This is a genomic window from Lactococcus sp. FSL K6-0773 (assembly GCF_038006485.1).
Taxonomy (GTDB): domain Bacteria; phylum Bacillota; class Bacilli; order Lactobacillales; family Streptococcaceae; genus Lactococcus; species Lactococcus lactis.
This window is the reverse complement of record NZ_JBBOVF010000001.1, coordinates 797791-811945: the sequence shown is the minus strand read 5'-3', so window position 1 is coordinate 811945 and position 14155 is coordinate 797791. Positions and strand designations below refer to the sequence as shown.

Annotated in this window: 13 protein-coding genes; 12 read left to right on the top strand and 1 reads right to left on the bottom strand. The window is 35.2% G+C overall.

Annotated elements, in window-relative coordinates:
- Window positions 1-57: 57 nt before the first annotated feature.
- From MHB61_RS03900 to whiA, 8 genes are all read left to right on the top strand, one after another.
- The gene (locus tag MHB61_RS03900; protein WP_003130934.1) at window positions 58-1197 is read left to right on the top strand and encodes a M20 peptidase aminoacylase family protein; all 1140 of its coding nucleotides are present in this window, start codon (window positions 58-60) and stop codon (window positions 1195-1197) included.
- Between the two features lie 121 nt (window positions 1198-1318).
- Window positions 1319-2020 (top strand): DeoR/GlpR family DNA-binding transcription regulator, encoded by a 702-nt coding sequence (locus tag MHB61_RS03895; protein WP_010905655.1) that lies wholly within the window; start codon window positions 1319-1321, stop codon window positions 2018-2020.
- 83 nt (window positions 2021-2103) lie between these two features.
- Window positions 2104-3021: a 1-phosphofructokinase gene (gene pfkB / locus MHB61_RS03890; RefSeq protein WP_003130937.1), complete on the top strand. Its 918-nt coding sequence runs from the start codon at window positions 2104-2106 to the stop codon at window positions 3019-3021.
- The gene (locus MHB61_RS03885) at window positions 3021-4925 is read left to right on the top strand and encodes a PTS fructose transporter subunit IIABC (RefSeq protein WP_003130940.1); all 1905 of its coding nucleotides are present in this window, start codon (window positions 3021-3023) and stop codon (window positions 4923-4925) included. Before pfkB ends, MHB61_RS03885 begins: the two co-directional genes overlap by 1 nt.
- 86 nt (window positions 4926-5011) lie before the next feature.
- Window positions 5012-6457 carry a cardiolipin synthase gene (cls, locus tag MHB61_RS03880; protein ID WP_010905657.1) on the top strand — a complete coding sequence of 482 codons (1446 nt, stop codon included), beginning with the start codon at window positions 5012-5014 and terminating at the stop codon, window positions 6455-6457.
- A 79-nt stretch (window positions 6458-6536) separates the two neighbouring features.
- Window positions 6537-7424 (top strand): RNase adapter RapZ, encoded by an 888-nt coding sequence (gene rapZ / locus MHB61_RS03875; protein WP_003130943.1) that lies wholly within the window; start codon window positions 6537-6539, stop codon window positions 7422-7424.
- Window positions 7421-8404 carry a gluconeogenesis factor YvcK family protein gene (locus tag MHB61_RS03870; protein WP_010905658.1) on the top strand — a complete coding sequence of 328 codons (984 nt, stop codon included), beginning with the start codon at window positions 7421-7423 and terminating at the stop codon, window positions 8402-8404. The genes rapZ and MHB61_RS03870 overlap by 4 nt, the downstream gene beginning before the upstream one ends.
- 103 nt (window positions 8405-8507) lie before the next feature.
- Window positions 8508-9425 carry a DNA-binding protein WhiA gene (gene whiA / locus MHB61_RS03865; RefSeq protein ID WP_003130947.1) on the top strand — a complete coding sequence of 306 codons (918 nt, stop codon included), beginning with the start codon at window positions 8508-8510 and terminating at the stop codon, window positions 9423-9425.
- Between the two features lie 43 nt (window positions 9426-9468).
- On the opposite strand, the gene MHB61_RS03860 is transcribed toward whiA, so the two are convergent.
- Window positions 9469-10026 carry a TetR/AcrR family transcriptional regulator gene (locus tag MHB61_RS03860; protein ID WP_014570516.1) on the bottom strand — a complete coding sequence of 186 codons (558 nt, stop codon included), beginning with the start codon at window positions 10024-10026 and terminating at the stop codon, window positions 9469-9471.
- 155 nt (window positions 10027-10181) lie between these two features.
- Here MHB61_RS03860 and MHB61_RS03855 point away from each other — a divergent pair, with 155 nt between their 5' ends.
- From MHB61_RS03855 to MHB61_RS03840, 4 genes are all read left to right on the top strand, one after another.
- Entirely contained in the window at window positions 10182-11060 is an 879-nt protein-coding gene (locus MHB61_RS03855; protein WP_003130950.1) for an ABC transporter ATP-binding protein, read from the top strand.
- A 10-nt stretch (window positions 11061-11070) separates the two neighbouring features.
- A complete protein-coding gene (locus tag MHB61_RS03850) occupies window positions 11071-12693 on the top strand; it encodes an ABC transporter permease (RefSeq protein WP_137016171.1) in 1623 nt (540 codons plus the stop codon).
- 141 nt (window positions 12694-12834) lie between these two features.
- The gene (locus MHB61_RS03845; protein ID WP_003130954.1) at window positions 12835-13206 is read left to right on the top strand and encodes a hypothetical protein; all 372 of its coding nucleotides are present in this window, start codon (window positions 12835-12837) and stop codon (window positions 13204-13206) included.
- 143 nt (window positions 13207-13349) lie between these two features.
- Window positions 13350-14144, top strand: coding sequence for a formate/nitrite transporter family protein (locus tag MHB61_RS03840; RefSeq protein ID WP_010905662.1), 795 nt, complete (start codon window positions 13350-13352; stop codon window positions 14142-14144).
- Window positions 14145-14155 lie beyond the last annotated feature (11 nt).

The window sequence follows — 14155 nt, the reverse complement described above, 5'->3', positions numbered from 1 at the left end:
GAAGTCACAAGAAATAGTGAAGGAGCAACCTTCGCTATTTTTGATACAATTATTTTTATGATTGAAGAAAATTTATACCAAGAGCTTGTTGAAATTAGACATTATCTACATGCTCATCCCGAAATATCAGAAAAAGAAGTTGAAACGACAAAATTTATTCGTCAAAAATTAGCAGATTGGCAAATTGAAATAATGGATAGTCAGCTTAAAACAGGACTTGTTGCAAAAATTGGCTCAGGAAAACCGATTATTGCGCTAAGAGCAGATATTGACGCCTTACCTATTCTAGAAGAAACAGGATTAGAATTTTCCTCTGTAAACAAAGGAGCAATGCATGCTTGTGGTCATGACTTACATATGACTAGTCTTTTAGGAGCTGCTAAAATTCTAAAAGAGAAGGAAAGTCAGTTTAGTGGGACAATCAAAATTATATTTCAACCTGCCGAAGAAATTGGCGAAGGATCCAAAGAAGTTCTAAAAACAGGATTAGTTTCAGATGTTCAAGCTTTTATTGGCTACCATAATATGCCTACTTTGTCAGCTGGAGTAATTGGCTTACGTGAGGGAGGAGTAATGGCAGCCGTTGAACGTTTTGAAATTTTAATAAGAGGTCAAGGAAGTCATGCGGCATATCCGCAAGAAGGTCAAGATTTGATTTTAGCTAGTGCTGCGATTGTTCAAAATCTACAACAAATTGTTTCTAGAAATATTTCACCACTGAGAGCTGCTGTTGTATCTGTCACACACATTGAAGCCGGAAATACTTGGAATGTTTTACCAAACAATGCTCGTTTAGAAGGGACAATAAGAACTTTTGACAATGAAGTACGTTCCTTAACAAAGAGAAGATTCAGTCAAATTATCGAGGCCACTGCAAAAGCTTATGATGTTGAACTAGAGATTAAATGGTTAATGGAAGCGGACCTTACGTTCAACGATTTCGAGTTGACAGATGTTATCAGGAAAAGAACCGAGCAATGGCATGATAAGGTAGTATATCCAGAGCCATCAAGTGCGGGGGAAGACTTCGCTAATTATCAAAAGCAAGCTCCAAGTGTCTTTGCTTTTATTGGTTCAAATGAACAAGGGGCCTCTGGACTTCATTTTGCTGACATGGTCGTTCAAGATGAAACTCTAAAAGTTGCTGTTGACTACTATTTGGAAAGCGCTCATCAATTACTTGAACACTTTAAATAAAAACTATTATTAGATAGTTTTTTATTTTTGAGTTTTTTTTGGAAGAAAATGATAGTTAATGATTGATTTTGAAAGATAAAGGTGTTATAATGATTTTTGTAAACGAATTCAGGAGATGGAAATGTTAGCAAATGAAAGAAAAAGACGGATTGTTGACTATCTAAAATTAAAAAGAAGAGCAACGATTGAAGAACTTCTTACGTTAATGGATTGCTCTATATCGACGCTTAGGCGAGATTTGAATGAATTGGAAAAAGAAAAATCTTTAAGACGAGTTCATGGTGGTGCAGAACTTACACAAGACTTATCGGAAGAATTAAGTATTTCTGAAAAAACTTCCAAAAACATTCAAGAAAAAGAAGAAATCGCTCAAAAAGCATTATCGAAAATTAAAGATGGGGATATTATTTTTTTAGATGCTGGGACTACAACTGGTATCTTAGCTGAACTTATCAATCAATCTCATCTTTATTTAACGATTGTAACCAACTCTGTCAGTCATTTGGCAAAATTAACAGATGACCGATTAATCGTCTATCTGCTCGGTGGACGAGTGAAAAAGGTAACAGATGCAATAATTGGGAGTCAGGCTTTAGAACAACTTTCTGCTTATCAATTCAATAGTGCTTTTGTTGGAGCTAACGGCTTTGACAATGAACACGGAGCAATGACGCCAGACCATGAAGAAGCAGCAATAAAAGGACTAGCAGTCAAACAAAGCCAGAATGCTTTCATATTAGCCGATTCTTCTAAATTAGGACAAATGAGTTTTGTCAAATTTGCTAATTCTGAAGAAGTTGAATTAATTACCGAGAACAATTAGCGTTTGTTTTTAAATGAATCGTGTGAAAAAAATTTCACTAAAAGTTAGTATTTGCAAACCTACGTCTTACATAAAGGAGAATTATGATTTATACAGTAACACTCAACCCAGCACTTGACTACTTCATGAATTATGAAGAGTTAGCACTTGGTGAGGTGAACCGAACAGGGAAAACACAGATTTCAGCAGGTGGTAAAGGAATTATGGAAAGTCGCATGCTAAGTCTTGTAGGTGCCAAAAGCAAGGCACTAGGCTTTCTAGGTGGATTTTCTGGTCAATATATTAAAGATTTCTTAAATGAGAATCAGATTGATTCGGATTTCACAGAAATAGAAGATTTGACAAGAATTAATGTCAAGCTGAAAAGTCAGGAAAACGAAACAAGTCTTGATGCGGCTGGACCAAAACTTCAAGAAAGTGAAATTAATCATTTTCTTGAAAAATTTGATCATTTGAAAGAAGATGATATCGTTGTCTTTGCAGGTACAATCCCTAAAAGTCTTGGTGAAGATTTCTATGAGCGTTTGATTGCTAAAGTCCAAAAGCAAAAAGCAACTTTTGTCATGGATGTTGATGGTCAAAAATTACTTGATTCGCTTCCTGCTCATCCCCTACTCATTAAACCAAACCGAGAAGAACTAGAAGCAATCTTTGAAACAAGCTTCAAAAATAATGAGCAAATCATTCCTTATGGTCAAAAACTTTTAGAAATGGGTGCTCAAAATGTTATCGTATCAATGGCTGGTGATGGAGCACTCCTCTTTACAAATGAGAAAGTTTATTTTGCTCAAGGGATTAAAGGAGAGTTAAAAAATTCTATTGGTGCTGGTGATTCGACCGTTGCAGGATTTTTAGCTGAATATAGCCAGTCTAAAGACCCGCTATTAGCATTTAGACAAGCAATCGCTTGTGGAACTTCAAAGGCATTCTCAGATGATATGCCAAGCCGAGCATTTTTGGAAGAAATTTATAAAAAAGTTAATATTTCAGAGGTGAAATGATGGAAATAAAAGATTTACTTAAAACAGAGGTTATGATTCTTGACCTCCAAGCAACTAGCAAAGAAGCCGTTATTGATGAAATGGTCAATAAATTAGTTTCTGAAGGTTATGTCAATGATTTCGCAACTTTTAAAGCAGGAATTATGGCCCGTGAGGCACAGACTTCAACCGGACTTGGCGATGGAATTGCAATGCCTCACAGTAAAAATACAGCGGTCAATGAGCCAGTCGTTCTCTTTGCAAAATCAAAAGTTGGTGTTGACTACGCCGCATTAGATGGACAACCTGTCAATCTTTTCTTCATGATAGCAGCACCAGACGGTGCTAATGATACTCACTTGGAAGCTTTAGCACAACTTTCAACTTATCTTCTTAAAGACGGTTTCCAAGATCGTTTGAGAAAAGTTGAGTATCCAAGAGAGGTCATTCAGCTTTTTTCTGAAAAACAAGAAGAAATTAAGACTGTTGAAAATGCTGAACATTATATTGTAGCTGTAACGGCTTGTACAACGGGTATTGCTCATACTTATATGGCTGAAGAAGCGCTTAAAAAACAAGCCTTGGAAATGGGCGTTGGAATTAAAGTTGAAACCAATGGTGCGCGTGGAATTGATAATAAATTAAGTGCAGCTGATATCCAAAAAGCAGATGCTGTTATTGTGGCTGCGGATAAGAAAGTTGAAATGAATCGTTTTGCTGGTAAAGAAATGGTTCAAGTTCCAGTTGCACATGCCATCCGAGATACTGAAGAATTAATTAATCGTGCACTGTCAGGTAAAGCGCCAATTTATGAAGCAGACGGATCTGATGAAGTAAAAGAAGAAGCATCTGGTGGATTAGGAAAAGCATTCTATAAACACTTAATGGGTGGGGTTTCTGCAATGCTTCCATTCGTTGTCGGTGGTGGGATACTTATTGCTCTTGCTTTCTTGATTGACCAAGCAATGGGAGTTCCTCAAAGTCAATTGGCTAATCTAGGAGTTTATCATCCTTTAGCAGCTTACTTTAAAAATGTTGGTGGTGCAGCTTTTGCCTTTATGTTACCTGTTCTAGCTGGTTTCATTGCCAACTCTATTGCTGATAAACCTGGTTTAGTTGCTGGTTTTGTCGCTGGTTCTATGGCATCTTCTGGTCTTGCATTTGGTCATTTAGATCCTGCTAAAATGATTCCGTCTGGTTTCTTAGGAGCCCTAGTTGGTGGTTTCCTTGCCGGTGGTGTCATTATCCTTTTACGTAAAGCTTTTGCAAAACTTCCTCGTTCACTTGATGGAATTAAAGCTATCTTGATTTATCCATTAGTTGGAACATTTATTACAGGTTTCCTAATGCTCTTTGTCAATATCCCAATGGCAGCAATCAATACTGGTCTTTCTAACTTCTTAGCGAGTCTATCAGGAGCATCTGCTCTTGTACTTGGTTTAGTTGTTGGTGGAATGATGGCTATTGACCTTGGGGGTCCAATTAACAAAGCTGCTTATATCTTTGCAACTGGTACTTTAGCAGCAACAGTTTCAACTGGTGGTTCAGTAACAATGGCTGCCGTTATGGCTGGTGGGATGGTTCCACCACTCGCAACTACAGTAGCTGTTATCTTGTTTAAAAATAAATTTACTAAAGAAGAACGCAATGCTGGTTTGACAAATATCGTTATGGGGCTTTCATTTATCACTGAAGGGTCAATTCCGTTTGGTGCATCTGACCCCGCACGCGCAATTCCATCATTTATGATTGGAGCAGCAGTAGCCGGTGGTTTGACTGGTATGGCAAACATTAAATTGATGGCACCACATGGTGGAGTCTTCGTTCTCGCTTTGACAAACAATCCTTTACTTTATCTCTTGTTCATCTTGATTGGCGCAATTGTTTCAGGCCTATTATTTGGTGCATTGAAAAAAGCAAAATAAAAATGAATGAGAATAATAAGAGCGGTTTAATACCGCTTTTTTTGATATAATAGAGGAAGTAAACTGGGGGATTGGGAGAGATTATTTTGAGTTTTATTGCACTTTTTGAGCTGGCGCTTTTTTTCCTTAATGTTATATTATCCTTTGTCATTATTTTTAGGGAAAGAAAATCAACAGCGGCAACTTGGTCATGGCTCTTTGTAGTTAATTTACTGCCTATCATAGGCTTTATTTTATATTTACTCATTGGACGTGGCATTTCGCATTATCGTATTTTTAAAGACCGAAAAAGGTTTCAGTTGGGTTTTGAAAAACAATTAGAACATGCTGAAAAATCTTACACAGATCGATTATTTATTAAAAAAATGAGACAAAATCATGTAATTGGTCAGTTGATTCATATGCTTTATGTTGAAGAAAAATCAATTATTTCAACAAATACTGGTGTGAAAATCTTCAATGATGGACGTCAGAAATTTAATGCTCTGATTGATGATATTAATAAAGCAAAACATCACGTTCATATGGAATATTATATTTTTCGGATGGATCGAATGGGTCATGAAATCTATGATGCTTTACTTGCAGCTGCAAAACGAGGAGTCGAAGTTAAACTTTTAATTGACGCTTGGGGTTCAAATAAAACAAAAATGTCTAATTTTAAAGAACTTCAGGAGGCTGGTGGGCATGTAGCGCAATTTTTTCCATTAATTATGCCTTTAGTTAATCCACGAACAAACTATCGTTTACACCGTAAAATTGTAGTTATTGATGGAATTATTGGATACACAGGTGGATTTAATGTTGGTGATGAATATGCTTCAATTACAAAGAAATTTGGCTATTGGCGTGACAATCATTTACGTTTGACTGGTGATATTGTTTATAGTCTACAACATCGTTTTATTTTAGACTGGAATTCTCAACATCATTTTGAAGTGACCGAGGGAGAGCCTTATTTCCCAGATTCGATTGTTGAAGGTCATGTAGCGACTCAACTTGTAACTTCGGGACCAGATGAGGACAAAGAGCAAATTAAATTAACTTACATGAAGATGATTTCAGGTGCAGAGCGAGAGATTATCATTCAAACCCCTTATTATATTCCGTCTGATGCTTTACATGAATCTATAAAATTAGCATTGTTATCGGGTGTACAGGTTAAATTATTGATTCCAAATAAGCCGGACCATCCACTGGTTTATTGGGCGACTTATTTCCATGCTGCTGATTTAGTTAAATATGGCGCGAAAGTTTATACTTACGAAAATGGATTTGTTCACTCTAAAACATTGATTATTGATGGAGAGTATGCCTCAGTTGGGTCAGCTAATTTAGATTATCGAAGTTTGCAATTATGTTTTGAAGCTAATGTTGTTATCTATGATTATGACATTTCTCAAAAATTACGAAATGATTTTATGAAGGATTTGAAATTGAGTCGTCCATTAACTTTAGAGCGTTATGAGGAACGCTCTAAGTTAGTTCGTTTTAAAGAAGGTTTAGCTCGTTTAATTGCACCAATGCTCTGATACCTATTATTAAAAATTGAAGTAGTAAGATTTATTGAAGAAAAAATTTAAAAGAGTAAGATGAAAATGGAGGAGAGAAATGGAGAATAAACTCAATATTGTGATTATTACAGGGATGTCTGGGGCAGGTAAGACGGTTGCCATTCAATCCTTTGAGGACATGGGTTATTTCACGGTAGATAATATGCCACCAAATTTAATTGAAAAATTTGTGGGCCTTTTGAATACACCAGATAATAAGATTGATAAAGTTGCCTTGGTTGTCGATATGCGTTCACGCGCTTTCTTTGAAGATATTCAAAGTATTGTGACTGAATTGACTGATAACGGGTCTGTTAATTTCAAACTTTTATTTTTAGATGCAAATGATACTGAATTGGTTTCAAGATATAAGGAAACTAGAAGAAGTCATCCTCTTGCAATTGATGGTAGAACGCTTGATGGAATTACTAAAGAACGTGAAATTTTAGCTGATTTAAAAAATCTTTCAGAAGTGGTTATTGATACAAGCGAATTGACTCCAAGAAATCTTCGAGCAAGAATTTTACAAAAATTTGCTTCTAGTACGGAATCTACATTTAGAATTGAAGTTATGTCATTTGGATTTAAGTATGGCTTGCCTTTAGATGCCGATTTAGTCTTTGACGTCCGATTCTTGCCAAATCCGCATTATATTACTGAATTACGTGATAAAAATGGAACAGATAAAGAAGTTTATGACTATGTTATGGAACATCCACAGTCGGAAGAATTTTATGAAAATTTGATGAAAATGTTAGTTCCAATTCTTCCAGCTTATAAAAAAGAAGGTAAATCAGTTTTAACAATCGCTTTTGGTTGTACGGGTGGTCAACACCGGTCGGTTGCTTTTGCTGAAAGAGTCTCTGCGGCTTTGAAGGATAAATGGCATCTCAATGTCAGTCATAGAGATAAAGACCGTAGAAAGGAAACGGTAAATCGTTCATGAGCAATCCAAAAGTTGTAGTTATTGGTGGAGGAACTGGAATTCCAGTTGTCTTAAAAGCACTTCGTAAAGAAAAAATTGATTTAACGGCTATTGTAACTGTGGCAGACGATGGTGGGTCTTCTGGGCGAATTCGTTCAGCGGTGAATATTGCACCGCCAGGTGATTTGCGTAATGTATTAATTGCCATGTCAGATATGCCCAAGTTTTATGCTGATATTTTACAATATCGTTTTGATAAATCTGATGGTGAATTAGCTGGTCATCCTCTGGGTAATCTAATTATTGCAGCAGTTTCTGAAATGCAGGGTTCAACTTATCGTGCAATTCAAACATTAGCTCAATTTTTTCATGTGGAAGGGAAAATTTATCCTTCGTCTGATGCCGCGTTGACCTTACATGCTGTTTTTAAGGATGGTCATGAGGTCTTAGGTGAAAGTCATATTGCTAGCTATAAGGGATTGATTGACCATGTTTATTTAACTCAAACAGCTAGTGGTGATAGTCCAGTTGCGTCCAAAAATGTAGTGAAATCAATTATGGAAGCAGATACCATTGTCTTGGGACCTGGCTCACTTTTTACTTCGATTTTACCTAATATCGTTATTCCAGAAATCTGCGAGGCTCTTTGGAAAACCTCGGCTAAAATTGTCTATGTTTGTAATATCATGACTCAGCGTGGGGAAACAGAACATTTTTCAGATGCTGACCATGTTCGAGTATTAAATGAACATATTGGGACAAAAGTGATTGATACTGTCTTGGTGAATATTCAAGAAGTTCCTGAAGAATACATGAATACGAATAAATTTGATGAATATCTGGTTCAAGTTGACCATGACTTTGAGGCATTAAAAGCAGAAGAGGTCAACGTTATCTCTAATAACTTCCTTGAACTTCGTGACGGCGGAGCCTTTCATAATGGTGAAGCTGTTGCTAAAGAAATTGTTGCAATTTCACAAAGGCAAGAGTTTAGACATTAAAATAATTTACTGACAGAATGTTTGTCAGTAAATTTTTATAAGAAAAAAGTCTGACAGAAAGAATAGAGCAGGAAAAAATATCCTGTCCTGTATAGAAAGAATTATGAGTTTCACAAGTGATGTAAAAAAAGAATTAACAAGTAATTTAGCAACAACTGGAGCACTTTTGGCACTTGTCAGAATGAATGGCTCTGTGGGTATTTTTAATGGATTAACTTTATCGATTACGACTGAAAATGCTGGAACTGCTAAATATATTTATCAAATGTTAAGAGAACTCTACGATGTTCATGCTGAAATTCGTGTTCATCAAAAGACTACGCTCTCTAAAAATCGGGTTTATACGGTTTTTATAACTGAGGGTGCGAGTGAATTATTAGATGAATTAAGTTTAGCAGATTCGTTGATGTTGGATAATGGTGTGCCAGAATTTGTTAAAAATGATGAATTTATCAAAAAGGACTATTTACGAGGTGCTTTTTTATCGGCAGGCTCTCTCCATAATCCTGAAAAAGGTGAGTATCAGTTATCAATTGCTAGTGTATATCAGGAACATGCGGAAGATTTACAAGAAATTTTTCGAGATTTTGGTTTAAATGCGCGCGTTATTGAAAGGAAAAATCGCTGGATACTCTATTTATCAAAAGCTGAAGAAATAATGGATTTCTTGACTTTAATTGGAGCGATGAAAGCAAGATTGAAATTTGAAGAGGCGAAGATTATGCGTGAAATGCGTGGTTTAGCTAATCGGCAGTCCAATTTTGAAAATGCTAATATTGCTAAATCAGTTATGGCGGCTCAAGAAGCAATTAATGCTATTAAATTTCTTAATGAGAGAAAAGAATTAGAACAACTTCCAGAGAATTTAAAGGAAATTGCTCGTGTACGTCTAGAAAATCCTGAAGCAACAATTAAAGAGTTGGGAGAGTTGCTTGAACCCTCTTTAGGGAAATCTGGAGTAAATCACCGACTTAGAAAACTTGTTGAACAAGCTAATGAGTTAAGAAAAATTGAGAATTAAAAAAACTAGCTAGATATTCTTGCTAGTTTTTTTATACTTTGTCTTATTTCCACCCATTGAGGAAAAAACGAGAAACGATTTCAGTTTTTTCTATAAGTAAATTCATTGATAAACCTTTCATTCCTGAATTGAAAATACTTAAAATCAGAAGAAAATCTTCTTGGCTATAATCACTAGAAATTTTTCCTTCCGCCTGGCCTTTTTGAAAAAGTAATAGATAAATCTGCTTCTGTAAAGAAAGGGCATCATCATCTAGTAATTCAGGACTATTTGTATATTGAGTCATCATGTTTTCTGAAAAAATCGGCTGATAATGTTCAAGTTGCTGAATTTTTAATTGAAGAATTGCTTGATAAGTCTGATTAAAATCTAAATTACTTTCAATAAGAGTTTTAATTTCCAAAGACAATTGATTGAGATTTTGCCTAATAACCTGGTTAATCAATTGATTTTTGCTATGAAAATATTTAAAGAGTGTCACTTTTGAAACATCCGCTTTGTGGGCAATTTCGTCAACGGTAATTTCTCTAATTGTTTTTTGGTTTAATAAGTGAAAAGTGGTTTCTAGAATCGCTTTTTTCTTTTTTTCTGTTTGATTCATAAAAGTTCCTTTCAACTTGATTGGATTTGGTATTTACTATCAAAAATTATAGCTTTTTTCTTGAACTATTTCAAATGTAAGCGTACAATATGAACTATAAGTAATGATTCAGTACATTTTATGATAATAGAGGATAAAATTCAGGAGGAAGAAAGATGTATAAGTTAGTTGAGGTAAAAGGACTTCAAAAAAACTTTGGTCAATTTCAAGCCTTAAAAGATGTTTCTTTTGAGGTAAATGCTGGAGAAGTTCTTGGCTATATTGGCCCTAATGGTGCTGGGAAATCAGCAACAATTAGAATTTTGCTTGGAATCATTCGAGCGACCCAAGGAAAAGTTCAAATTTTTGGTAAGGATGTCTGGCAAGATTCAATTGAGATTCATAAAAAAATTGCTTATGTTCCAAGGGATGTTTACCTTTGGCCAAATTTATCTGGCGGAGAAACGATTGATTTATTTTTAAAACTTCATGGAGCAAGCAATCAAGAAAAACGAGACCAATTAATTAAAAAGTTTGATTTAAATCCTAAGAAAAAAGTTCGCTCTTATTCTAAAGGAAATCGACAAAAGATTGCGCTCATTGCTGCTTTAGCAACTGAGGCTGAGCTCTATATTTTTGATGAGCCAACGAGTGGTTTGGATCCACTTATGGAAGCCGTTTTTCAAGAAGAAGTAAAAGCACTAAAAGCTGCTGGCAAAGCAATTATTTTATCAAGTCATATTTTATCAGAAGTTGAAAAATTAGCTGATAGAGTAGCGGTGATCCGAAAAGGAGAGATTGTTGAAACAGGCACACTTGATGACTTGCGACATTTGACCAGATATCAGTATAAAGTTGAAACGGAACAAGAAGCTGTTGGCTTAAAAGAATTATCTTCTGTTCATGATTTACAAATTAAAGAGAATGAAGCGACATTTCAAGCCGATTCAGATGCAATAGATGAAATTTTAAAAACACTCTTACTTTATGGGGTAAAGAAGCTGGAAGCCACACCACCAACACTTGAAGATCTGTTTATGCGACATTATCAATAGGGGGCTTACTATGAAACAACCACTTTATAATACAGGAGTTTTATTTAAGACTTTAATAAAAAGGGATTGGTTTAAGTTAGTTTTCTGGATTTTAGGAATGCTTGCTTTTGCTGCTTCAGGGGCAGGGAAAATGGAAGTTGCCTCGAATCCGGCGACGGCTAGTACTCTTTATACAATGTTTGTCAAAAATCCAGCAATGGTCGGATTATTTGGACCAACTCCAATAAATAATCCAACTAATTATAGTCTGGGGCCGATTTTTGGTCAAACCATGACTTTAATTACGGGGCTGACTTTCGCTATCATTTCGATTATTTATGTTGTTAATCGAAGCAGAAAAGAAGAAGATGATGGGATTACAGAACTTTTTCGGTCTTACTCTATTGGAAAATTGGCAAATACGACTGCTTTAGTCATGGAACTTTTGCTCTTAAATTTAATAATGGCTGTCTTATTAGCTCTTTCAATAGAGGTCCAAAACGTGGCTGGCTTGAATCATTTAGAAAGTAATTTTCTATTTGCTTTCACAACAAGCGCTCAGGGTTTCCTTTGGGGAATGTTTGCTTTACTTTTCGGTCAAATTTTCTCTGAAGCAAGTACAACTAAAGGGATGACATTTGGTTTACTGGGTTTGTTATATATTGTTCGAATGCTAACAGATGTAACAAATCTTTCCATAGATTGGTTCAATCCTCTGTCTTGGTCTTATCTAGCTTTTCCATATGTTAAAGGTCATGAAAATTGGTTAGCTGTCTTTTTGACTTTTCTCTTAGCTTTTCTAATTTTAGGAATATCCTATATTCTAGAGCTTAAAAGAGATGTGGGAGTGGGGTATCTTCCCGAAAGAAAGGCGCGACTTCATGGGAAAAAGGGACATTTCGGATTTCCTGGTCTCGTTTTGAATCTTGAAAAAAAGATGATTATCGGTTGGCTTTTGGCAAGTTTTGTTCTGGGCTTAGTTTATGGTTCAATGTTTGGACAAATGGACCAATTTATTTCAAGTAATAAAACCGTTAAGGAGCTTTTTGTTGGGAATGAAACGGCAGCGAGTGCGATTAGAGGAAACTTCATGGTCACTCTGTTTTCGATATTGTCAATCTTAATCGCAGCGTTTGGTGTAATTTTACTGACAAAAATGGTGAGCGAGGAAAGAAAAAATCGTCTGGAAGCTCTTTATGCTTTACCACTTTCACGACTAAAAGTGTATTCCACTTATTTACTGATAGCTATTCTGTCAGTAATTTTAGCTCAGTTTTTAGCGCTTTTTGGAATATTTATTGAACAGTTGGGTAATAAAAATGCTTTGAGCTTCTTAGAAATTATGAAATCTGGCATGATTTGGCTTGTTGCTGTCATATTTGTTTTAGCAATACTTAGTCTGTTACTTGGGCTTGTGCCTCGTTTGGCAGAATTAATTTGGGTATATCTTGCTTTCTTACTTTTTATGACTTATCTTGGAAAATTATTATCTTTGCCAAAATGGCTTGAAAATTTAAGCATTTATAACTATATTCCTAAATTGCCAGTTGAGAAAATGAATCTTCCTACCGTTTTATTCATATTAATTTTATCTGTCTTCTTAGTTTTACTTGGCTTTGGAGCTTATAGAAGACGCGATTTAATCACGGGGTAAAATAAATAAAAAAGCTATCATAATTGATAGCTTTTTTTTTATGAAAATTGATATTTTATAGATTACTTTCAAAAGTGTAAGAATAGTACTTTCTAAGTATAGTAAAATAAATATATATAAATTAAGATTTAGGGGAGAATTATGAAAAAAATTATTATTTTTGCTGCTCTTGCAAGTGTATTTACATTTGGCGCTTTTAATTATCTAAAAAAACCGGGGAGTGAGCTGGGAGTCTTGGCCACTAAAGCAGTCACACCTAAAATATTGAATCCTAAAAACAATGAAGTAAATGAGAAAAGTTTAGATAATTTTGCGAAGAATACCCATATAATTATATCGTCACCTGATAAAGAGAAGGCGATTGATGAGGTGGTAGAAGAAGAGTTAAATAAGAAAGATAATAAACTGAATAAGGGTGAATTATACGCTCTATATAATAATTCAACTGAAGCATTGGAAAATACTAGTCGTTCAGTTGCAGATTTTATGAATGATATATTAGGAAGTAAATAGCGAATAGCTTGACTTTTAAATTGTAAAATGAACAACAAAATGTCGTATAAGCCTGATTTTACAGTATTTCTTAGCATTAATAAGAAATTTATGATAGAATGAATGAGTTATTTTATAAATACGCTTTCAGGAGAAAAATTATCATGATGAATCCGGCAGAAATTTTATCTGCGACCATTCACCACGGTCAGGAAAAAATTAAACGTCCATTTTTAGAAAAAGCTGTGCTTGGTTTTATTGGCGGAGCAATGATTTCCTTTGGTTATTTACTTTATATTAGAGTAGTAGCTTCCGTTGCTGAGGAATTAGGAAGTCTTGCGAGCTTAATCGGAGCAAGTGTCTTTCCAATTGGCTTAATTGTTATCTTATTGGGAGGTGGTGAGTTAATCACTTCAAATATGACAGCTGTATCAACTTCATTATTTGCTAAAAAGGTAAGTTTGAGTGATTTGCTTAAAAATTGGTTGATTATTACTTTGTTTAATGTGATTGGAGCAATTTTTGTCGCTTTCGTCTTTGGACATCTCGTAGGATTGACTGGTACAGGAGATTATAAGACGGAACTTTTGAGTTTGGCTCAAGCAAAGATTAATGCGAGTTGGTCACAAGAATTTCTATCAGGGATTGGTTGTAATTGGTTCGTTGGTTTAGCTATGTGGATGTGTTACGGAGCAAAGGATGCGGCAGGGAAAATATTGGCCGTTTGGTTTCCAGTGATGGCTTTTGTTGCGATTGGTTTTCAACATAGTATTGCAAATGCTTTTGTTATTCCTGCAGCAATTTTTGAAAATGGAGCGAGCTGGCTAGATTTTGCTCATAATTTCTTGTTTGTTTATCTTGGAAATCTCTTAGGTGGATCAATTTTTGTTGCTGGTTTTTACAGTTTAGGGTATCGTAGACAGGCTAGAGAACAAGAAGGACTTAAAAATCAAGAATAAATAAAAAAGTT

Coding starts and splice junctions, on each gene's coding strand:
- MHB61_RS03845 (WP_003130954.1), top strand. CDS start 12,835: ATGAAAAAAATTATTATTTTTGCTGCTCTTGCAAGTGTATTTACATTT.
- rapZ (WP_003130943.1), top strand. CDS start 6,537: ATGGAGAATAAACTCAATATTGTGATTATTACAGGGATGTCTGGGGCA.
- MHB61_RS03870 (WP_010905658.1), top strand. CDS start 7,421: ATGAGCAATCCAAAAGTTGTAGTTATTGGTGGAGGAACTGGAATTCCA.
- MHB61_RS03855 (WP_003130950.1), top strand. CDS start 10,182: ATGTATAAGTTAGTTGAGGTAAAAGGACTTCAAAAAAACTTTGGTCAA.
- MHB61_RS03895 (WP_010905655.1), top strand. CDS start 1,319: ATGTTAGCAAATGAAAGAAAAAGACGGATTGTTGACTATCTAAAATTA.
- pfkB (WP_003130937.1), top strand. CDS start 2,104: ATGATTTATACAGTAACACTCAACCCAGCACTTGACTACTTCATGAAT.
- MHB61_RS03840 (WP_010905662.1), top strand. CDS start 13,350: ATGATGAATCCGGCAGAAATTTTATCTGCGACCATTCACCACGGTCAG.
- whiA (WP_003130947.1), top strand. CDS start 8,508: ATGAGTTTCACAAGTGATGTAAAAAAAGAATTAACAAGTAATTTAGCA.
- MHB61_RS03900 (WP_003130934.1), top strand. CDS start 58: ATGATTGAAGAAAATTTATACCAAGAGCTTGTTGAAATTAGACATTAT.
- MHB61_RS03850 (WP_137016171.1), top strand. CDS start 11,071: ATGAAACAACCACTTTATAATACAGGAGTTTTATTTAAGACTTTAATA.
- MHB61_RS03885 (WP_003130940.1), top strand. CDS start 3,021: ATGGAAATAAAAGATTTACTTAAAACAGAGGTTATGATTCTTGACCTC.
- MHB61_RS03860 (WP_014570516.1), bottom strand. CDS start 10,026: ATGAATCAAACAGAAAAAAAGAAAAAAGCGATTCTAGAAACCACTTTT.